Raw genomic sequence first — 21,543 nt, 5'->3', positions numbered from 1 at the left:
GCGACGTAGAAACCGGGTTAGGCTTCGAGCTCATCGGTGTAATCGTGTACCGCAACCGCGGTTTTCGAATACGAGTCGCGTAGCGCCCGCGCGTGGTGGGCGCAAAACAGTAGTGAACCTGATTTCATAACTACCTCAACCCAAGCGCGTGCCCCACAGGCATCGCAACGGTCGGATGCTTTCAACTTCGTAGGTTCTAGTAAAGTCGATTCCTTCATGCCTCCATTTAAGTAAAAGAAACGGGTAAATGCACGCGAACAAGAGTGCTTTCGCCACTGGCTGAAGGGTGCCGGCGGACTATTTCGCTGCCGGATAAAGAACCCCATTGGCCCGGCTGCGTAGAGGCGGTTAAACCCGTTGGCGGTGGTATTTTGCGGGCGTGGGAACCGGGCAGTTAGCCCACTATTGCTTACAATATGCAGGTGAGTAAAACATCTAACGCAGCATCGGAGTACACAGCCCGGCATCTTTCCGTTCTTGAGGGATTAGAAGCCGTGCGCAAACGCCCCGGAATGTACATTGGGTCTACGGATAGTCGGGGCCTCATGCATTGCCTGTGGGAAATTATCGATAACGCGGTAGATGAAGCCCTGGAGGGATACTGCGACCACATTGAAGTAGTGTTGCATCCAGATCACTCCGTGTCCGTGGCGGATAACGGGCGGGGGATCCCCGTGGACACAGTTAAAAGCGTGGGCCTATCCGGCGTGGAAGTTGTGTTCACTAAACTGCATGCGGGCGGCAAGTTCGGAGGCAGTTCCTACAGTTCCGCCGGTGGTTTACACGGCGTGGGAGCGTCCGTTGTGAATGCGCTGTCCGCCAGGTTGGATGTGCAGGTTGCCCGCGGTGATAAACGCTACCAAATGTCTTTCTTGAGGGGGGAGCCTGGCCGGTTCGATGACGAGGCCACCCGCACCCCGGATTCACCTTTCCAACCGTTCGTAAACGAATCCCACTTGGATGTGGTGGGCAAGGCGCCGCGCTCGAAAACGGGGACGACCGTACGGTTTTGGGCTGATTTCCAGATTTTTCCACGCAGCGACGGGTTCAACTGGGAGACCTTAGTGGAACGCGCCCGGCAGACCGCGTTTCTCGTACCCGGCCTGCGGATCACGGTGCGGGACGAACGCGGGTCCGAACCAGTTGAACAAGACCTGCACTTTGAGGGCGGCCTAGAAGACTTTGTGGACTTCTTGGCTGTAGATGGCTCCGTCACCGACACGATGCATATTCAAGGTGAGGGCGAGTATGACGAAACGGTGCAGAAGCTGAACGAGAAAACCGGACATCTTGAACCGGTGGAAGTGCAGCGCACCTGCGAGGTAGACATTGCGTTGCGCTGGGGTGTTGGTTACGACACGAACGTACGTACCTTCGTGAACATCATTGCTACCCCGAAGGGTGGTACTCACCTGCAGGGTTTCGAAGCGGCCCTCACGAAAATGATTCGCGGGCAGATCGAAAAGAATCCGCGTCGCTACAAGGTGACTGCGCGCGACGGGCGCGTTGAAAAAGACGATATCCTGGCGGGCCTGACGGCGGTGGTGGCGGTGCGTTTACCGGAACCACAGTTTGAAGGGCAAACTAAAGAGGTGCTGGGTACCCCGCAGGTGCGCGGGTGTGTAAACAAAGTAGTTTCCAAATACTTTAAAGACCGCTTCAAATCGACTAAACGCGATATTAAACAAACAAATGATGCGATGCTCGAAAAAATTGTGGGGGAGATGAAAGCCCGCGTTTCTGCTCGCATGCACAAAGAAATCTCGCGTCGCAAGAACGCGTTAGAAACCTCCTCCCTTCCCGCTAAGCTAGCGGACTGTCGTTCCACGGACGTGGCCGCGTCGGAACTGTTTATTGTGGAGGGAGACTCCGCACTAGGTACTGCAAAGTTCGCGCGGTCTTCGGAACACCAAGCGCTTTTCCCGATTCGCGGCAAGATTTTGAACGTCCAAAAGAAATCAACTGCCGATATGCTTTCTAACGCCGAATGCGCCGCGATCATCCAGGTGATCGGCGCGGGGTCGGGGCGCACATTCGACCTGTCTGCGGCGCGCTACGGCAAGATCGTTTTGATGACGGACGCGGACGTGGATGGCGCGCACATCCGCACGCTGCTACTAACCTTGTTCTTCCGCTACATGCGCCCCCTCGTGGAAGCCGGGCGAGTATACGCGGCGGTGCCCCCGCTGCATCGGGTGGAAGTACCGAAATCGGGGCGGAAGAAAAAGGAAATTATTTACACTTACTCAGAAGAACAATTGCACGAAACACTTGCGAAACTGCACAAGCAGGGCCGTAAATACAAGGAACCGATCCAACGCTACAAAGGCCTGGGGGAGATGGACGCGGACCAGCTCGCCGAAACCACCATGGATCCAGCGCACCGGACGCTGCGGCGCATAACGCTAGAAGACGAGCAGGCCGTGTTAGAAGCAGAGAAAGTGTTCGAGCTTCTCATGGGCTCAGAAGTGGCGCCGCGCCGCGAGTTCATAGTGGTTGGGGCGCAAGAATTGGACCGCGAACGGATAGACGCGTAAGCCCAATAATTCTTACCCCACAAGCGAGTTGTCATATCATTGTGCCCATGAACCGTAATCTCAACGACCTTTTACAACCAGTCGAACACGCGCCCTTACCGAGTGCCCAACTGGGCCTGCGGTGGAGCCCGATTGAACCCGCCGACGGCAGGCAACTGCTGCGGCTCGTTGAGGTGTGTAACGATCACGATCAGTCCCTAGAATCGTTCTCGCAAAACGACATTGCTGACCTGCTGGAAGAGGCTCGCGAGCACATTATCCAAGACGTGGTGGTGGGCCGTGATTCTGAGGGGATTATCCGCGCGATGGGATCGGTGGAGGTCGTGGTGTCGCGCCAAACTGCTGCGCAGGCCACGGTGAATGCATTTATTCATCCGCAGTGGCGGGGCCGGGGAGTGGGCCGGGCACTATTGCGCTGGCAGGATGCGCGCGCCCGCCAGATCATTACGGGCCACTATGGGCCGCAAGCGCACGTGGATGTGCGGGTGTCGAACATGGTGGATGCCCATCTGAATGACCGGCGCCGGCTCTACATGGCCGCGGGGTTCTCGCCGATTCGCACGTTCCAAACGATGTACAAGGATCTGACAAGTGGGGAGCCTGAGGTCTTTGGTGTGCCCGAAGGGTTCCAGGTAGTCAACTGGGAGGGGAACACCAACGACAAAGTGCGTGCACTGCACACCCGTGTGTTCAAAGACCACTGGGGGAGCGAAGTGGATGCGGAAGCGTGGTGGGATGATGCGCGTCGCACCATGGAGAAACGCTGGTCTTACGTCGCGTTCAGCCCCGAGGGGGAGTTGGCTGGCTACCTGCTCGTTTCGCGCCACCCCGCGCAGTGGATCCGCACGGGAATCCGTGAAGCATACGCGGAGTTGCTGGGGGTTGCGCCTGAGTTCCAGGGACACGGTATCGCCCGCGCTCTACTGACCCAGTCGATCCACGCCGCGTGGCAATCTAAAATGGCTCGCTACGGACTGGATGTGGATAAAGAGAATGCGCATGGAGCGATGGCATTCTACGAGCGGCACGGCTTTGTTCCTGCGGGCGCGCGGGTATTCTATTCCCTGGACGTGTAACCCACCGGAACAAAAGCGAATAGTAACGGTTCCAGTAGTATTTTTTGATTTTGAGGAGGCGAAGTAATGGACAAGCAGATGCCGCAGAGCTACGGCACCCCCGATGACTCTGGTGACTGCGATTTGCCTCGTATCCCTGATTTGCCGGATATCCCTGACGTGGAGGTGACGTGGCGGGCCCTCACGCGCGTAGACGTGCCATCGCTGGCGAAACTGATTGACCGGATTGAACGCCACGACGCGTTGCCGTACCGAACCTCAGAATCAGAAGTGGATGACTTCTTCACGTCCACCGCTAAACGCGTGCTCGTCGGTGGGGTGGTCGACGGGATTTTGCGCGCATTCGGGTTCGTGCATATTCGCGAGCAGGACCCCAACACGGCGATTTGCCTCGGTGGGGTGGATCCGACGGTGCGCGAACGCGGCATCGGGGGCGCCCTCGTTAAATGGCAAACGGTGCAGGCTCGTGAACTGTTGGGCAACGAGGGGGCGAGCAAGACCATTACCTTCCACGTGGAGCAGGCGTATTCGAATCTCGAACCGCGGTTAAATGAACTGGGCTACGGGTGGGCATGGTCGTTTTACGACATGCGGGCAGAACTCACTGGTGACCTACCACAAGTGGGATCAACCCCGTTTTTGACGGTACGGCCCTGGCTGGAATGCGACCCGGAGAAGATCCACGCGCTGGTCAGTGACATCTCCATATCCCAGGGTGCGTCGAGCCCGCCCTCACACGAAATGTGGACGATTGGCGGGTCGAGCTTTAAACCCGAATGGTCGTTTGTTGCGGTAGATACGTCAACGGATCGGCACGAACTCGTGGGCTTCCTCAAGGCCTCCCAGTACCCCCAGGACTGGTCTGCGCTGGGGTGGCGCGAAGGCACCATAGACATGCTGGGGGTGCGTTCCTCCGACGAATCTGTTGCCCAAGCCCTGCTGGCCGCCAGCATGGCTGCGCAGCAAAAGGATGGGATGCAAGCGGTTTCAGCGGGTTTTGCCTCAATCAATAACTCCGCAATCTCCGGCGTGTTTGAACGCGTTGGTTTCGAAACCGTGGGCAGTACGCGCTGCTACACCCTGCAGTACGATCCGCCGCAAGCCAGCGGCGACAAAGCCTAGTAGGAAAGCAGCGGAAGCGGTGCCTGCGTAAGCTCGCGGTGTCTGCGTAACCCCGCGGTGGTGCGGCGTTTGCACGCGATGCTTGTCTAAACCCGCGGTCGGGGCGGCGTAAGCCTGCGGTGGGGGCGTTTGCGTAACCCCGCGGTGCAGCGGTACGCGGCAGCTAGGAAATGCGTGCGATCGCGCGGTCTAACCCCACGCCGGAACCATCCCGGTGCTCATTCACCGGAGGTAGCGACACCGCTTTCCCGTTCTCGTCGGACGCAATCGCAGTGCCCGCACTGATCCCCGCCAGGCACAGCGCCGTCTCGGATTTCAAGAACCGGTGCGCACGCACCCCTTTGGTGGCCCGTCCCTTTGTGGGGAACACGGCGCCGGGCGTAACCTTCACGCTCGACTGCATCGCGTCTTCCAACAGGCCCGCGTCACTCGTCGCGACAGTCACGATCTGCGCCTCGTCCATATTCACAAACCCCGCGGCAATCACCTGCGCATCCGCGGACACGCTCATGCCCGCTACACCACCGGACACTTGCCCCTGCGGGCGAATCTTAGCCGCTGGGGTGCGTAACAGCTGCGCATCGGAAGTAATCATCACCACGTCAGCCTCATCGGGACACGGCGCCGCGTAGACCAGCGCGTCCCCTTCAGCCAAGCGAATTACCTCAAACGTATCTGCCTTCGCAAACTCGGGACGCATCCGCTTCACAATGCCGCGGCGGGTAACGAAACCTGTAACCGACGCCGAATCCAAATCCACCAACCCTACGGCATCAACCGGGGTGCCCAGGAGGCGGGAAACATCCACGGCCGCGGCGAAAGACACGTTCTGCGCGGTCCGTGCCACGGCTGGCAAAGACATGACGTCCACGCGATACAGCAAGCCTGCAGCATCAACAACCCCAACTTGCCCGCGTGTGCGCGAACCAACCTGGACTTTGAACGTGTCAAAAGGCGAACGCGCGCCCGTCAGATCCAGCTCTTCCCCGCCCGAAACGCGCACCAAACCACGGTTGGTGAGCACCACCCGGGTGGGTTCATCGGGAATCTCCAGAGGGGCAGAGGTATCGATCGCCACCGTCGGATCCGCAGCCTCAGATTCCAACACGATCGTGCGCCGAGGAGTACTCAGGCGTTTCGACACCTCGGTCAGTTCAACGCGCACCATGTTGCGCAGCAAAACTTCGGAGCCCAACACCTCGCGCAAAGAGGCGATTTTGGCCTCAAGCTCATCGCGTTCGGACTCCAACTCCAGGCGTGAGAACTTAGTGAGGCGGCGCAAACGCAACGAAAGAATATGATCCGCTTGAACTTCAGACAGGTCAAAGGCCACCATCAGGCGAGAGCGGGCTTCGTCAACGGTTTCGGAAGAGCGGATAATTGCGATCACATCGTCGATATCCAACACCGCCACCAGCAGGCCCTGGACCAGGTGTAGGCGCTCGAGTGCGCGGTCTAACCGGTATTGGCTGCGCCGGCGGACGACGGACAGGCGGTGATCAAGGTACACCTCCAGCATCCGCTTCAACCCCAGCCGCTCCGGTTTCCCATCCACTAGAGCAACTGCGTTAATCGCAAACGAATCTTCCAGCGGAGTGAGCCGGTACAGTTGCGCCATCACCGCCTGCGGGTTGAAACCAGTCTTGACTTCGATAACTAGGCGGACCCCGTGGTGGCGATCCGTTAGGTTCGTGACGTTCGAAATACCTTTGAGCCGTTTCGCATTCACCAGGTCTTTGATGCGTTCAATAATGCGTTCGGGCCCCACCATGTAGGGCAGTTGCGTCACCACTAGACCTTGTTTACGGGCCGTGACGCGTTCAATGTCGATTTTTGCGCGCACCCGAAACGACCCGCGACCAGTTTCGTACGCCTGCGCAATCCCGTCGGTTCCGACAATAATCCCGCCTTCGGGGAAGTCGGGTCCGGGAATAAAATGCATGAGGTCCTCGGTGCTCGCCTGCGGGTTTTCCAACAGGTGGCACGCTGCTGCGACCACTTCGCCCAGGTTGTGTGGCGCAATGTTCGTGGCCATTCCCACCGCAATCCCAGATGCGCCATTAACCAGGAGGTTTGGGAAACCAGCGGGCAGCACTTCGGGCTGCATCAAGCGGTTGTCGTAGTTCGGAACCTGGTCCACCACGTCCTCATCCAGGTCCGCCACCATATCCAAGGCAGCGGGGGCTAACCGCACTTCCGTGTACCGCGGCGCAGCTGGGCCGTCGTCTAGGGAACCGAAGTTGCCGTGCCCATCCACGAGCGGTAACCGCAGGTTGAAGGGTTGGGCTAAGCGCACTAGGGCGTCGTAAATCGCGGAGTCGCCGTGCGGATGCAGTTTCCCCATAACCTCACCGACAACGTTCTGGGACTTAACGTGACCGCGATCTGGCCGCAATCCGATTTGCGACATTTGGTACAGGATCCGGCGTTGAACGGGTTTACAACCATCTTTCGCATCCGGTAGCGCGCGAGCGTAAATAACGGAGTAGGCGTATTCCAAGAACGACGTGCGCATTTCAGACGACACGTTCACTTCTACGATGTGTTCCGCTATGGGGGCGCTCGACGCTTTGGACGCAGTTTTCGACATAAAGTAGATTGTGGCAAATTAATACTCAGGAACCCTTATTCCACGCCGGTAGGAAGCAGAAAGACATCAATGCCACATTCGCGTACGGCCCCACTGATAACCGACATTCTCCCCGCCACGCTGCGATCTTTAGGTAATCCGCTTGAGGACAATCGCGCCTCGGTGGTGACCCTAGGGCAGCAGCTGGGGCTGGCTGCGGAACGAGGTGTCGTGGTGGTGCTCGTGGACGGGTTGGGATACCGGAACCTGGTGGATTCGCTGGCCCACACCAGGTTTTTACGGGCCCGCAAAGAGGACATTATCTTGGGCCGCACCGTGTTGCCGTCAACTACCGCGGCGGCAATCACGGCGTTTGGCACCGGTCGGCAGCCGGGGGCGACCCGCATGGTGGGGTGGTCGGTGAAAGATGGGGCTCGCACTACTGTGTTGATTTCGTTTGAGGGGGCGTCGCAGCCACCGAACCGGTGGCAGCCCGTGCCGACCCTGTGGGAGCGGGCGAAGCGCTGCGGGTTAGAAAGCGCCGTGGTTTCCGATCCGAAGTTCGCGCACTCCGGGTTAACTATGGCGGCATTGCGGGGTACCCGGCACATCGGTGCGCGCACTTTAGAACAGCGAGTGGACACGGCCGTGGAGCTAGCTAACCGGGGGCAAAAACTGATCTACCTGTACTGGGGGCAGTTAGACCACGCGGGCCACAAGTACGGGTGGCGGTCTGCGCAATGGCTGGCGCAACTGGAGGAGGTGGATTCGGGCCTGCAGCGTCTAACCGACCGGCTGCCCGCTGGCTACAGCGCGGTGTTAACCGCGGATCACGGGATGATTGACGCGGACCCTCAGCAGCGCTGGGACCTAGCGGAGCAGCCGCAACTGCGGGAGGGCGTAAGTGCGATTGCGGGGGAGGGCCGGTTTGTGCACCTGCATGCGGACCGCGATCCAAACGGGGTGCTGCAGCGGTGGCGCAGCGCCTTGGGTGGCTCCGCGCGGATAGTTCCTAAAGCCCATGCGCCGCGAATCATCGGAAACGGGCCGGGCAACGACCTGATCGGGGATGCGCTGGTTCTGGGGCGGGGCGCCACCACCATTGTGGATTCACGTCACCAACCCGATGGGATGGTCCACTTGCGGGGCGTGCACGGATCAGACAGCGCGTGGGAGACTGACATTCCGATTCTGCGCCTGCGGTAGTTACCGCGTGGCATTCTGCGCTTGCGCTAGGTGGCGCTCACCCAGGGGAAATGGGTGGTACACGCACCCGGGGCGAAGCGACGTTTGCGCGCGAAACACTAACGAAACACTAACGTCCGTGCGCAGCAAATAGGCGTGCGAAAATACGCTAGTGGCCGCCACCTGCGATGAGGTAGCGGCCGCGAGCTGGGAAAACCGGCGTTTACTTAGAGCCGAACACGATTTCGTCCCAGGAGGGAACCGAACGGCGTTTCGAACTGCGTCGCCGTTTGGGGGGCCGCTCAGAATCTGCGGACTTCGCCCCCTCCTGTTCAATACCTTCAAATCCGGGTAGGGACGCCCCCCGGTCGTCGCTACGCGAGTCCGAGCGTGCCTCATCCTCACCGGCGTGCTGCGCACGTTGCTTTGCCCGCTCTCTCCGCGACGGTAATGGGGACGGACGGTTTGCCCGTTTGGACGCGGAGTCACCCGTCTGAGCGTGTGCTTCACGAGGTGAAGTGGCGGTGTCTTCCGCAGCGGCATCATCACCCGCGGAATTTCCGCTACTAGTTGCAGTGCGTTTCCCGGTCGCGGGTTCGTCCTCCGGTTCCTCATCCTCATCTGGGAACTGCGGTGGATCCTCCTGAGCCGGCGCGTTCAACGCGAAAATAGGGGCGATAGGGGAATCCTCATCCTCATAAATCTCCACTCCCATCCGCTTGCCGCGAGCGGCAGTGAGGGTGTCTAGAATCTGTTCCACATCCTCACCGGACGCAGACTCACCCGGCCGGGTAGACGCGTGTGAGCGGCTGGGAAGCGGTTCAACGTTCGGCGCGGCCTGCGCCGGTGAAACCGTTTCGGTAAGCCAATGCGCTTCCTCATCAATTGCCCGCACCACGCGGCCCATCGGGGTTACTTCCCAGGTCGCCCGGTTCTCGCGCGCATCCTGGACGAATAGTAACTGAAGTTCCCACGGGTGGTCGCCGCGCCGGTAGGCCCGCCATTCAAACGACGCGGCACTAACCCCGCGGGTTGCGAGCCGGTCGATGCACAAATCCTGTAGCGACGGGGCGTCATCAGCCCCACCCACCGGGCCGCGGAGGGCACGCGAAATAATGTAGTTCTGCTCCGCCCGAACCGGGGAGAGGAACCGGTTGATCCGCACCACATCCACGTTGTACTCAGACGAAATCTCTTCGGGCTCCATTCCGGCGCGCAACAGTTCTTGAATCTGCCGCGGACTCAGGCCCGCCCCACGCTTAGGCATGGACTCCAACTGGATGGATTCTCGCCGAATCGTGGCTTTCAGTGCGTTATCAATAGGTACGGTGTAGCGCGTACCCCCTTCGTCTGTGAAAACTAGCTGCGTACCGTCGGAATTGGCACCGAGCAGTTCTAGTTCAATCATGCAACCTCCCTTGCCCCATAGTGAAGCATGCCAGTATTAGAGCCATTTTACTTTCTCCACTGCGCGCGTGTCGCCTTAGCGTTCGCATTGACACACTATTTGGTGTTAATATCCCGGCGCGACACCTTATTATCTAAAGTAACGTCTGTGTGCATACACAGCTGGGAAGAACGAGGACACGATGGCTACAGATTACGATGCCCCCCGCAAGAATGACGATGAAGTTTCGGAAGATTCCATTGAGGAATTGAAGAGCCGTCGTAACGATACGGGCTCGAATGTCGTGGATGAGGACGAGAATGAAGCGGCTGAGGACTTTGAACTGCCCGGCGCGGACTTGTCCAACGAGGAATTGACGGTGCAGGTTGTGCCGCGTCAAGACGACGAGTTCACGTGTTCTGAGTGCTTCCTGGTACACCACCGGTCTCAACTGGCGTATGAGGAAGACGGGCTCATGGTGTGCACTGATTGTGCGGAATGACCACACCTTGAGATGATGGAGTGGTTCCGCTACTAGCGTAGAAGAGGCGATTTGGAATGGGGTTTTTCCGCCGGAAGAAACACCGGCCGACACACCAGCAGTCACACAGTGCTGCGGATGCGAAAGGGCTTGAGGAGGAGTCGGCGCAGCGCGCGGATTCACCTGCGGCCACTGAGCAGTCACAGCAGGCCGGGCCGCGGGATATCTCGCAAGTGCAGGAAATTAGCGAATCCCACTTAGACTTCGGGCCCATACTCGTGCCCGCGATCGCGGGAATGCAGTTGCAGGCCATTAAAGGGACGGGGGATGAGAATCTAATCACCCACCTGGGAGTTGTCCTAGGTGCCTCCGCCGTACAATTACTGGCCGCTGCGGCGCCGCGCAGCGGAGGGGTGTGGGACAACCTGAGGGTGGAAATGAGTGAGCAACTCAAAGAGCAGGGCGTTCGGGTGCGTGAAATAGATGGCCCGTGGGGAACCGAACTGCAAGTTAAAGCGCCTGTACGTAACGAAGATGGGGGTGTGGGCACGTCAATCTCTCGGGTGATTGGGATTGAAGGGCCCCGCTGGTTCCTCCGCGTCGACGTGCTGGGCCCCGCCGCATATGAAGAAGCTGCGATGCGCGAAGTGGAGCCGCTGCTGAATAACCTGATTGTGCGTCGCGACGACGAGCCGCGCCCACCCATGTCGATCTTGCCGCTGCAACTTCCGAAAGCGCAGTAGCGGTGGGAACAGCGCGCGCCCACATCAGAGACATTGTGCCGCGCGAACACGTGAGTGTTGCCGGCACCGTGGTGGCAATAACCTTCCCCGCCCAGGGGACGAACCGGCAGGCATACGTGTATTTGAAAGACCCGACGGGCACGTTGGTCATCACCTGGTCGGGGCGCACTAATGTGCCGGATATAACGGTGGGAAGTGTGCTGCGAGTTGAGGGGCTCCCAACGCAGTCTGAACGCCAGATGATAATGCAAAACCCCAGTTATGAACGGATCACGGAGCGTGAACTGTGAGCGAAAACAAGGTGCAGTCCGCGGCCGGTGACCTACTGGCCGGCGGCGAGTTCAACATGTGGCGCTCGGTCGGCGGCTGGCGCGGAGTAGTGGAATCCACTCTGCCGGGCCTGGTGTTCGTAGTGGTCTACATCGCTACCGGACAGTTGAAAGTCACGTTGATCTGCGCGGCCGTGTGCGCGCTCGGGCTGATTGGCGTGCGGCTGCTCACCCGCCAGTCCGTAACCTACTCGCTTTCGGGCTTATTCGGCGTGATGCTGGGCGTGGTGTGGGCATGGTGGTCCGGGCGGGGGGAGAACTTCTACGCCATCGGATTAATCACCGCAGCCGTCTACGCGGTGGCGATCCTGCTGACCATCGTGTTGCGCACGCCCATAGTTTGCTGGGCCCTCACCTACGTATGGCAACTTCCACCGCGTTGGTGGCGGACCGCGCAGTACAGGCCGTTGGCACGCGTGGGCCTGTACCTGTCTTGGATGTGGTTCGCCCTGTTTGCCTTCCGCCTTGCCGCACAACTACCACTGTGGCTCAGTGGGCAGCTAGTTGCCTTGGGCGTCGTGAAACTCGCTGTTGGCCTACCCCCGTTTATTTTGTGCGCGTGGGCCACGTGGGCGTTCTTGAGGGCGTGGAAAACCCCGGCGCAACAGGTCGCCGCCAAGAGCGCTGACTCCCCGAGACAGTAACCGCCCCCAGTCCGCTAGCTTTCTTCCGCGGTAAACTGCTAGCCCTCTTCCGAGGGGATCGCACCGAGCGCTACCTCCACCTCACGCTGCAGATCGGGCACGGGGGAGTACAGCAAGAGCACCAGTTCATCCCCGGGTTTGAGTTTAATATCAGCGGGTAGATCAACCGGAATATCATCTCGCAGCAACGTCAGCACCCGCGCGTCCCCCGGAAGGTTAAGTTCGTCAACCCGGCGGCCACTTGCCGCACTGTCACTCGGCAGCGTGTACGCAAACAGGGCCGCTCCCGCCTCATTAAATTCAAATAAGCGAACCAACGCACCCACAGACACCGCTTCTTCCACCAGCGCAGTCATCACCCGGGGAGTTGACACGGGCACGTCCACACCCCACGTGTCGTTAAACATCCACTCGTTCTTCGGATTATTCACCCGCGCCACCACGCGCGGAACTCCGAACTCAGATTTTGCGAGCAAAGAAATCACGAGGTTCGACTTGTCATCGCCCGTTGCAGCCACCATCACGTCGCACGAATCCGCATGCGCTTCCGTCAGTGCCTCAGGCGAACACGCGTCCGCCAAAATCCAATCTGCCTGCGCAACACTAGCCACCCGCATCTGGTCTGGAAGGCGGTCAATTAGCGTGACCTCATGATCCTTCGCTAACAGCTCCCGGGCGATGGAGCGGCCAACTGAACCCGCGCCAGCAATCACAATCTGCATGTCTACGTCAGCTCCTGAGGGTCGCGGGTAAGCACTTCACGCACCGGAACTGAATCGGTACCCGCCATCGCAAAAACTAGTTCGTCGTGCTCCTGGAGGATATCTTTCGGATCCGCAACCCGCATACTGCCAAGCCTAGAGAGGAACGCTAACCGGTGGCCAACGAGCTTCTCAATCTGCGCAAAATCCAACCCGTACCACGCCGCTGTGGGACGAGCTCGCACGAGCGACACCTGCCCGTCCGCATTCACCCATTCAACCCACGCGTCCGGCGGCATCATCCACCGCAACACAGCCTCCGTGGTACGCCGCACCGTCGGCACCGTGGGGATCCCCATGCGTTCGTACACCGCGGCCCGCGACGGATCGTAAATCCGGGCTACCACCCGGTCGATCCCAAACGTTTCTCGCACCACGCGAGCGGCAATAATATTCGAATTATCCCCATTAGAAACCGCTGCGAACGCGTACGCATCTTCGATCCCCGCCTGGCGTAGCGTGTCGCGATCAAACCCAACGCCGGTCACCCGCCGGCCGTTGAACGTGGGATCCAGGCGGCGGAACGCATCCGGATTCTGGTCAATAATAGCCACGGAGTGCCCGCGCTCATCCAGCAGCGTCGCAAGCGTGGTGCCCACGCGTCCGGCTCCCATAACTACAAAATGCACACCTCTAAAATACCAACTTTGAATCCACACGGGTAAGGGACGCGTGTCTTCCCCCTTCTGAGCGGCTAAACTAGTGGCATCATGGCGAAATCCTCGAGCATCAACACGCTGGCCCGCACGCGCGCCTCCCACACTCGGCCACTGGCAAACGTGGCGCGAGCAAGCGCAACCACCAGCATGCTCCTAATAATTCCGCTCTGGCACGCGAACGCCACCTTGAATGTCCTGCAGCCCCTCGGGTACTTGGCGATCCCCGGGGCGTTGTGGATGACGATTTTTGCTATGCCGTTCGTGATCATCATGGCGTATTCGGCAACCGGTATTTACCGCGCGCGTTCGCGCCACACCGGTGACTTCGCATTCACCTCCGACACTCTCGGACACCGGTGGGCAGTGCTGAATGCCGGCGCCCTCCTAGTTGAACACGCGGCCGCGTTCGCCCTGGTAGCGGCCACCGGTGCGCTCGCGGTCGTCACCGCCGTCCCCGCGGCCGCTCCAATGCGAGTGCCAATCGCCCTGTTCATAGCTATCGCGGTAGCTATTACCGCCTCTTTGCGCACCACTCGCAACTACCGGTTAGCCGCCGCGATTGCGATAATCGCGTTCGCCCTCATGGTGTTCTACGGCATGATTGCAATGAACGTGGCTCCCGTGTTCGCCGGGGCGCCGTCCGAATCCCTCGAACGGGTGCGCGCAGCCGTGTCCGCGCAAGACACGGCAACGATCCCACTCGCACTCCTGTCATGCTTTGCTATCTGCCTCTCACCCGCGGTTTTCCTGCGCCATCTAACCAGCGACCTGCGCAGCTTCGCCCGCCCCAGAGCCTACAACGCGGGCGTGTTCATCAGCGTGTGCGCAATCGCAATCAGCCTGCTATTAATCGGCGTGGCATTTGGCATCGCAGACGTAGACTCGCACTACCTAGTGCCAGACTCCGGTGCACTCATCGGCGCTCTGCGAGCCATCAGCGTACCCGAATGGCAAATAAGCATTTTCGCCTTTGCACTCGCCCTCGCAGCACTCACCGCCGCTCGCAGCCTCGTGGACGGTGCCACCGACTTGGTGGACGAACTCTCCCACGCTCACCTGCTTCCAGAAAACGCTTCGCGCGACATGCGAGACACCGGCCTGATCCCACTGGTATACACCGCCGTCGCCGCAATCATCCTCATTGGCTTTAGCGGACAGGTACACGCCATTGTCCCGCTGGTCGTACTCCCCGGATTCGTCTCATATGCCCTCACGCGGTGGGCATCGGTGAAGCACTGGAAAACAAACCTGCGTCTAGAAGGCCACCCTCACGAGAGGAGAGTTATGAAACGAGCCCGCATAGGAGCGTTCGCCGGGCTACTGACCTCACTGGTAGCACTCGTAGCCACCGTAGTAGCCGACGCGGTTAACGGTGCGTGGATAGCCGTGGGGCTACTCGCAATCGCATACGTGATCCTGTACCTCTTTCGCCGCTACGACGTGAACGAACGAGTGCACGCAAGCGAATCCCCAGTGCCACTGGGTGAACACGCGGGACGCATCCACGCCCTAATCGCCGCCCCCGACTTCGGACCAGCCACCATCCACGCCGCAAAACTCACCGCCGCAATGCGCCCATACCGCGTGGAATACGTGCACGTAGACGAAGGGGGAACCGACCTGGAAGACACGTACGAGGCGTGGCAACAAGGTCGCAGCGACATCGACCTCACGCTTCTAGCGGCTTCCGGTACCCGCTCCGCACACGCCTTCATCGACCACGTCCGCCGCATCCGCGCGGGCCACCCAGGGCAACTCGTTAACGTTGTCGTCCCCCACGCGCAGCTGCGCACCCGGCTGCGCACCCGCACCTACAACCGACAAAACCGGTACCTCAGGCGAATACTAATGCGCGAACCCGGAGTGGTCGTCAGTACCATCACGTGGAAAACAAACGGTAAGGAATCGTAACCATGACACTACTAACCAACCTAGAAATCCTCCGCCCCGCACACGGCGGCACCTGCATAACGCACACGCCAGACGGGCGAACCGTGTTCGTAAGCGACACGCTCCCAGGCGAAGTAGTAGACGCGGAAGTGACCCAAGAACGCTCAAAAATAGCATTCGCAAGGGCCGTGAACATTCACAAAGCAAGCCCGGACCGGCGCCCGCACATCTGGCCTGAAGCCCACGCCGAACAGGTTGGTGGCGCCGACCTTGGACACGTCACCGAACCGGCCCAACGGCAATGGAAATCCGCGGTAATCACCGACCAGCTGCAACGCATCGGGGGCCCAAAAACCCTCAAGCATATTCAAAACATCCTGCCGAATGGAAAACTCGCCGTGAAAGCGGCAACCGGAGACGAAACCGGGCTCGCACTACACCGCCGCACCCGCGTAGATTTCGACGTGACGCGCGACAAACAACTGGCGATGAGCCGCGAAGGAACTAACGAACTCGTCCCAATAGAAACCATGCCGCTCGCGGACGAAGCACTGCTCGACCTGGGGCTCTTTACGGATCCGAAATGGCGGGAACGCTACCGCATCAGCAAACGCGTGCGCGCGGTGGCGCCAAACGCGGGCGGGAGACGCGTTGCCATTGGAAAACAGGTGTTCAACGCCCAGGGGCGGCGCGTCCAGCCGGTGGCGACCTGGAAGGTTAAGTACCACGACCACGAAACCTTCTTTGACGTGCACGTGAACGGGTTCTGGCAAGCGCACCGGGCGGCGCCCCACGACCTCGTGCACGCCGTCATGGAGGCGACGAAGCCCCAGCCCGGCGAGGTTGTCCTGGAGCTGTATTCGGGCGCGGGTCTGCTGAGCTATTTCCTGGCCAACGCCGTGGGGCAATACGGGCGGTTCGCTTCTTTGGAAGGTGGGAAGCAAGCGGTTATGGATGCGCGCTACAACCTGCGGGGGATGGACACGCCCATGGACCTGCGAAGCGGACGGGTAGATGGCCGTAGCGTGCTGCGCGCCTGGTCTGAGTTGGAGCAGCGTCCCGACTTGGTAGTGCTGGATCCGCCGCGCACAGGTGCGGGACGCGAGGTTACCGCCGCTTTGGCAAGCATTGCTCCGGCGCGCATCGTGTTGGTGTCGTGCGATCCGGCGGCGGGTGCGCGCGATATTCACAATCTGATTTCGCGCGGCTACGCGGTGGATCACTTTGAGGCATTAGACCTATTTCCGCAAACGCATCATGTTGAAATTGTGACGAGTTTACGCAAAATCTGACGCATTCCTCCGAGGTAGGACTGTTGAGTTAGGGCCGTAAACCGCACGGTTTTGCGGATACTTAGACGCGTGTGTGCTTTTCTGATACGTTAAAAGTATCTTGATGTCGAGATAGTTCGTGTTTGTGAACACATGTGAGGAGAGACTGTGAGCACGCTCGATTCGTTTCATGCCCGCGACAGCATTGAAGTGGGGGATAAGACCTATGGGATCTACCGCCTGGGCGCTGTAGACGGGGTCGATCACCTGCCGTATTCACTGAAGATTTTGGCGGAAAACCTCTTGCGCAACGAGGATGGGAAGAACGTGACGAAAGAGCACGTTCAGGCGTTGGCGCAGTGGGATCCGCAGGCGGAACCTGCCACGGAAATCCAGTTCACGCCCGCCCGCGTAGTGATGCAGGATTTCACGGGGGTTCCCTGTGTTGTCGACTTAGCTACTATGCGTGAGGCTGTGGCTGAGCTCGGTGGGGATCCAGATAAGATCAACCCGTTGAACCCGGCGGAGATGGTGATTGACCACTCGGTTGTGGTAGACGTGTTCGGGCGCGAGGACGCGCTGGAGCGGAACATGGAAATCGAGTACGAACGCAACCGGGAACGCTACCAGTTCTTGCGTTGGGGCCAGGGGGCGTTTGAGAACTTCCGGGTGGTTCCCCCGGGCACCGGGATTGTGCACCAGGTTAATATTGAGCACTTGGCGCGCACGGTATTCGCCACCAAGGATGCCGATGGAAACCCGATCGCGTACCCGGATACGTGCGTGGGCACGGATTCGCACACCACCATGGTGAACGGTTTAGGTGTACTCGGCTGGGGCGTGGGCGGGATTGAAGCGGAGGCCGCGATGCTCGGCCAGCCCATCTCCATGCTCATCCCAAAGGTCGTTGGGTTTAAACTATCGGGCCAGATCCCGGCTGGGGCAACCGCTACGGACGTGGTGCTAACAATCACCCAGATGCTGCGTGAACACGGCGTTGTCGGCAAGTTCGTAGAATTTTACGGTGAGGGCGTGGGAGCCGTTCCGCTGGCTAACCGCGCCACGATTGGGAACATGTCGCCGGAGTTTGGCTCTACCGCCTCAATCTTCCCGATCGACGACGTGACGCTCGACTACTTGCGGCTGACCGGTCGGGATGAAGAATCCATCGCGCTGGTGGAGGCGTACGCCAAAGCGCAGGGGCTGTGGCACGACACCGCCCACGAGGTGAAGTACTCCGAGTACCTGGAGCTTGACCTATCCACCGTGGTACCTTCAATCGCCGGGCCGAAACGACCTCAGGATAGAATTAAACTATCGGAAGCGAAACAGTCTTTTGCGGGGACGCTGCCGGATTACATTTCCGGTAAAGGATTGGAAGAAACGGAACTGGACCGCAACCTGGAGGCATCCATGGAGGCGTCCGACCCGGTTGCACCTGCCGGTTCTGAGGATGAAGTGAAGCCCGTGGAGGCAAAGCAGTCGACGAAGCGGCCGCACCACCGGGTGGATGTGACGCTCGACGATGGGACTAAAACACAGTTGGACCACGGGCATGTGGTGATTGCGTCGATTACGTCGTGCACGAACACTTCGAACCCGTCGGTCATGATGGCGGCTGGACTGTTGGCGAAGAATGCGAACGAAAAAGGGTTGAAGTCGAAGCCGTGGGTGAAGACTTCGATGGCTCCCGGCTCCAAGGTAGTTACCGAATACTACGATAAGACGGGCCTGTGGGAGCACTTGGATGCACTCGGGTTCAACCTCGCGGGCTACGGTTGCACCACGTGTATTGGGAACTCCGGTCCGCTGCCAGAAGCGATTTCAAAGGTCGTTAACAGTGAGGACCTGACGGTCGTGTCCGTGCTATCTGGGAACCGTAACTTCGAGGGGCGGATCAACCCGGATGTGAAAATGAACTACTTGGCATCGCCACCACTGGTGATCGCCTATGCTCTGGCCGGGACCATGGATTTCGACTTCGAAACCCAGCCTTTGGGGCAAGACCAGCAGGGCAACGACGTGTACTTGAAGGACATTTGGCCCGATCCGGATTTGGTACAAGAAACCATTGACGCAACGCTGAGCGCGGACATGTACAAAGAGAAGTACGCGGACGTGTTCAAGGGTGACGAGCGGTGGCGGTCCCTGCAAACCCCAGAGGGCGCAACCTTCGCGTGGGATGAGGACTCCACTTACATTCGCAAGGCCCCGTTCTTTGAGGGCATGCAGCGCGAACCCGAACCGGTCAAAGATATTGAGGGCGCGCGAGTACTGTTGAAGCTCGGTGACTCCGTTACGACCGACCACATTTCTCCCGCGGGATCGTTCAAACCGGACACGCCCGCCGGGCAGTACTTGGTGGAAAACGGGGTTAAACGCAAGGACTTCAACTCGTATGGTTCCCGCCGCGGTAACCACGAAGTGATGGTGCGCGGCACGTTCGCGAACATTAGGATCCGCAACGAACTTCTAGACGGGGTAGAAGGCGGTTTCACTCGCGATTTCACGTCAGAGGGAGCGCCCCAAGTCTCGGTTTACGAAGCTGCGCAGCGTTACGCTAAAGCGGGCATTCCCCTCGTGGTACTGGGAGGGAAGGAGTACGGTTCCGGGTCCTCACGCGACTGGGCAGCGAAAGGTACTTCTCTGCTCGGGGTGAAAGCGGTGATCACGGAGTCGTTCGAACGCATCCACCGGTCCAACCTGATCGGCATGGGCGTACTGCCACTGCAGTTCCCCGAAGGGGAAGACCGCAACACGCTTGGGCTCGACGGCACGGAAACGTTCGATATCCACGGGATAGACGCGCTCAACAGCGAAATCCCCAGCACGGTGGCGGTAACTGCGCACCGCGAAGATGGCACCGATGTGCAGTTCGACGCCCGCGTGCGGATCGACACGCCCGGTGAGGCGGAGTACTACCGCCACGGTGGGATTTTGCAGTACGTGCTGCGACACCTACTGTAAACCGTTGTCGCGTTGCCGCTGGCGCTGGCGGGCCAAACGCCTGCTGCGCCAGCGCGACCCCCAAGACGACGGTTCGTTACGCGCCGCAACGGCGCGGCGCTGCTCCCGATACAGCCGGTCAACCAAGTCTCGGCCACCTATCCACCCCACCAGGTGCCCTTCCGGATGATCCGGCTCACCCGTTGCCACGGGCTGCACCTGCCCCGTGGAATCATCTACTTCGAGCGCGTGGCCGGCCTCAGAAATAACTGCTACGGCACTGACCCCAGACTGCGTAATGGCCTGCAATATTGCAGAAGGTAACGCGGTCGTGGGCACACTCGAGGGGTGCAGCTCGAGCGCATCTACCCGCGCTTCGGGGGAGTGTCCACTTTGCCGCCAACTCGTCGCATCCAACGCGGTTACTACCCCAACAAAACGCCCCTCCCCATCGGTCACGGGCAGGGCCTGGACATGCTCCTCCCGCATCAAAGAAACCGCCCGGGTAATCGTGTCATTGCACTTCAAGACAGCTGGGGGAGCGGTCATAATCTTCGCCGCCGGTTGGACTCCCAGCAGGGTGTGGCTCGCCGGGTCGTCCAAAATATCGCCGCGCCGACGCAACTTCTCGGTGTAAATCGTGGCGCGCGTGAAGAACCGCGACGCCCCAGTCGCTATCACAACTGCGAGCATCATGGGCAAAATCAGAGAAAACTGCGAGGTCATCTCGACAATAATCAGCACCGCGGTGAGTGGTGCGCGCGCAGCCCCCGCGAACGCCGCGCCCATGCCAATGACCCCAAACATCGCTGGGGAAGTATCGGTATAGGGCGAAACCACCTGTCCGAACGCGGTGCCTACCATCGCCCCGATGAACAGCGTGGGGGCGAACACGCCACCGGAACCCCCCATTCCGATGGTGTGTGCCGTAAACAAGATCCGCGCGAGGGCGAGCACGAGCAGGAACCAAATCGAATACTGCCCCATTAAACCGCTGAGTTGAACCGGGTAGCCGGAACCGTACATGTATGGGAAAAACACGAGGCCCACGCCCAGAGGGAGTGCGAACACGGCGGCGCGCGACCAGTCGGGAAGCGGGACGTAGCGCGTGATGTGGGCCCAAACCCAGTCCAGACCGTCTTCGACCGCGTAGAGGATTTTTGAAAAACTCATGCCCACCAGCCCGGCCACCAACCCGACGACGGCCACGAGCACGAGGTTGATTTGCGAACCCAGGTCCAAGGTAGTCGACAGGTCAATCAGGGGAACCGTGCCATAGACGGAGCGCGCCACAATCGAAGCAACCACCGCGGAAATCACGACGTACCCGAAGGTTTCGGCTGTGAACTGCACGAGGATCACCTCGAGCGCAAAAATCGCACCCGCAAGGGGAGCGTGGAACGTTGCCGCAATCCCAGCAGCAGACCCACAGGCGGTGAGGATAATGATTCGGTTCGTGGGCAGCTGAGCGAGCCGACCGATGCGCGAGCCCAATGAGGCTCCTACTTGAACGATCGGTCCCTCCCTCCCAGCAGAACCACCCCCGCCTATCGTGAGGGCAGATGAGAGTATCTTGACTATCGCGACGGTGCCGGGAATCCGTCCGCCACGCCGGCGCACTGCCAGCATAACCTCGGGAATCCCATGGCCTTTAGCGGTAGGAGCCCACTTGGCGATCATCGGCCCGTAAATGAGCGCGGAAATCACGGGGACGAAAATGAGGAACCAGCGTCCAATGTGCAGCTGGGCGTGCGGCGCCCACGGGTGAACCGTGTAGTCGAACGCCCCGGTCATGAGGAATGACCAGCCTTCGATACTTAAGTTGAACGCAACAGCCGCCAACCCTACTACGAGGCCGACGAACGCGGTGGCTAACGCAAACGCGCTGCGGTGGCCCGCCACCAGGCCGCGCACCGCACGCGCGGATGCCTTCAAGTTTTCTC

General features: G+C 59.9%; 17 protein-coding genes. 11 read left to right on the top strand and 6 right to left on the bottom strand.

Features of this window, described 5'->3' with window-relative positions; all coding sequences use genetic code 11:
• Window positions 1-17 precede the first annotated feature (17 nt).
• Entirely contained in the window at window positions 18-218 is a 201-nt protein-coding gene (locus tag QS713_RS06685; RefSeq protein ID WP_102215703.1) for a DUF7455 domain-containing protein, read from the bottom strand.
• Window positions 219-422: 204 nt separating this feature from the next.
• On the opposite strand from QS713_RS06685, the gene QS713_RS06680 reads away from it, so the two are divergent.
• The 3 genes from QS713_RS06680 to QS713_RS06670 all read left to right on the top strand — a co-directional run bounded on the left by QS713_RS06680 (window position 423) and on the right by QS713_RS06670 (window position 4,735).
• Window positions 423-2,537 (top strand): DNA gyrase/topoisomerase IV subunit B, encoded by a 2,115-nt coding sequence (locus QS713_RS06680; RefSeq protein ID WP_313273597.1) that lies wholly within the window; start codon window positions 423-425, stop codon window positions 2,535-2,537.
• Window positions 2,538-2,584: 47 nt separating this feature from the next.
• Window positions 2,585-3,613, top strand: coding sequence for a GNAT family N-acetyltransferase (locus QS713_RS06675; protein ID WP_313273594.1), 1,029 nt, complete (start codon window positions 2,585-2,587; stop codon window positions 3,611-3,613).
• A gap of 66 nt (window positions 3,614-3,679) precedes the next feature.
• Window positions 3,680-4,735 (top strand): GNAT family N-acetyltransferase, encoded by a 1,056-nt coding sequence (locus QS713_RS06670; RefSeq protein ID WP_313273591.1) that lies wholly within the window; start codon window positions 3,680-3,682, stop codon window positions 4,733-4,735.
• A 163-nt stretch (window positions 4,736-4,898) separates the two neighbouring features.
• Here the strand turns inward: QS713_RS06670 and QS713_RS06665 are convergent, their stop codons facing one another.
• Complete coding sequence (locus tag QS713_RS06665; RefSeq protein WP_313273588.1) at window positions 4,899-7,325, bottom strand: DNA gyrase/topoisomerase IV subunit A; 2,427 nt, start codon at window positions 7,323-7,325, stop codon at window positions 4,899-4,901.
• 69 nt (window positions 7,326-7,394) lie between these two features.
• Between QS713_RS06665 and QS713_RS06660 the strand changes: the two genes are divergently transcribed.
• Entirely contained in the window at window positions 7,395-8,510 is a 1,116-nt protein-coding gene (locus QS713_RS06660; protein ID WP_313273586.1) for an alkaline phosphatase family protein, read from the top strand.
• Window positions 8,511-8,712: 202 nt separating this feature from the next.
• On the opposite strand, the gene sepH is transcribed toward QS713_RS06660, so the two are convergent.
• Window positions 8,713-9,897 carry a septation protein SepH gene (sepH, locus tag QS713_RS06655; protein ID WP_313273584.1) on the bottom strand — a complete coding sequence of 395 codons (1,185 nt, stop codon included), beginning with the start codon at window positions 9,895-9,897 and terminating at the stop codon, window positions 8,713-8,715.
• A gap of 181 nt (window positions 9,898-10,078) precedes the next feature.
• Here sepH and QS713_RS06650 point away from each other — a divergent pair, with 181 nt between their 5' ends.
• Genes QS713_RS06650 through QS713_RS06635 form a run of 4 tightly spaced genes read left to right on the top strand, consistent with a single transcriptional unit; the run spans window position 10,079 to window position 12,073 of the window.
• Window positions 10,079-10,378: a DUF4193 domain-containing protein gene (locus QS713_RS06650; RefSeq protein WP_102215710.1), complete on the top strand. Its 300-nt coding sequence runs from the start codon at window positions 10,079-10,081 to the stop codon at window positions 10,376-10,378.
• 56 nt (window positions 10,379-10,434) lie between these two features.
• The gene (locus QS713_RS06645; protein WP_313273581.1) at window positions 10,435-11,100 is read left to right on the top strand and encodes a DUF3710 domain-containing protein; all 666 of its coding nucleotides are present in this window, start codon (window positions 10,435-10,437) and stop codon (window positions 11,098-11,100) included.
• A gap of 2 nt (window positions 11,101-11,102) precedes the next feature.
• The gene (locus QS713_RS06640) at window positions 11,103-11,390 is read left to right on the top strand and encodes an OB-fold nucleic acid binding domain-containing protein (protein WP_102215712.1); all 288 of its coding nucleotides are present in this window, start codon (window positions 11,103-11,105) and stop codon (window positions 11,388-11,390) included.
• The gene (locus QS713_RS06635; protein WP_313273576.1) at window positions 11,387-12,073 is read left to right on the top strand and encodes a DUF3159 domain-containing protein; all 687 of its coding nucleotides are present in this window, start codon (window positions 11,387-11,389) and stop codon (window positions 12,071-12,073) included. Before QS713_RS06640 ends, QS713_RS06635 begins: the two co-directional genes overlap by 4 nt.
• Window positions 12,074-12,111: 38 nt before the next feature.
• Here the strand turns inward: QS713_RS06635 and QS713_RS06630 are convergent, their stop codons facing one another.
• Complete coding sequence (locus tag QS713_RS06630; protein WP_313273574.1) at window positions 12,112-12,795, bottom strand: potassium channel family protein; 684 nt, start codon at window positions 12,793-12,795, stop codon at window positions 12,112-12,114.
• Window positions 12,796-12,797: 2 nt separating this feature from the next.
• Entirely contained in the window at window positions 12,798-13,448 is a 651-nt protein-coding gene (locus tag QS713_RS06625) for a potassium channel family protein (RefSeq protein ID WP_313273806.1), read from the bottom strand.
• A 96-nt stretch (window positions 13,449-13,544) separates the two neighbouring features.
• Here QS713_RS06625 and QS713_RS06620 point away from each other — a divergent pair, with 96 nt between their 5' ends.
• The 3 genes from QS713_RS06620 to acnA all read left to right on the top strand — a co-directional run bounded on the left by QS713_RS06620 (window position 13,545) and on the right by acnA (window position 19,621).
• Window positions 13,545-15,404: an amino acid permease gene (locus QS713_RS06620; protein WP_313273571.1), complete on the top strand. Its 1,860-nt coding sequence runs from the start codon at window positions 13,545-13,547 to the stop codon at window positions 15,402-15,404.
• Window positions 15,405-15,406: 2 nt separating this feature from the next.
• Window positions 15,407-16,675, top strand: coding sequence for a class I SAM-dependent RNA methyltransferase (locus QS713_RS06615; RefSeq protein WP_313273569.1), 1,269 nt, complete (start codon window positions 15,407-15,409; stop codon window positions 16,673-16,675).
• A gap of 147 nt (window positions 16,676-16,822) precedes the next feature.
• Entirely contained in the window at window positions 16,823-19,621 is a 2,799-nt protein-coding gene (gene acnA, locus QS713_RS06610; RefSeq protein WP_313273567.1) for an aconitate hydratase AcnA, read from the top strand.
• On the opposite strand, the gene QS713_RS06605 is transcribed toward acnA, so the two are convergent.
• Entirely contained in the window at window positions 19,613-21,535 is a 1,923-nt protein-coding gene (locus QS713_RS06605; RefSeq protein ID WP_313273564.1) for a chloride channel protein, read from the bottom strand. The two genes, acnA and QS713_RS06605, sit on opposite strands and share 9 nt — an antisense overlap.
• Between the last annotated feature and the right edge of the window lie 8 nt (window positions 21,536-21,543).

The organism is Gleimia hominis (assembly GCF_032085515.1).
In the GTDB taxonomy this organism is placed as follows: Bacteria; Actinomycetota; Actinomycetes; order Actinomycetales; family Actinomycetaceae; genus Gleimia; species Gleimia hominis.
The sequence above is the reverse complement of the archived record's forward strand: the minus strand, read 5'-3'. Positions and strand labels throughout refer to the sequence as shown.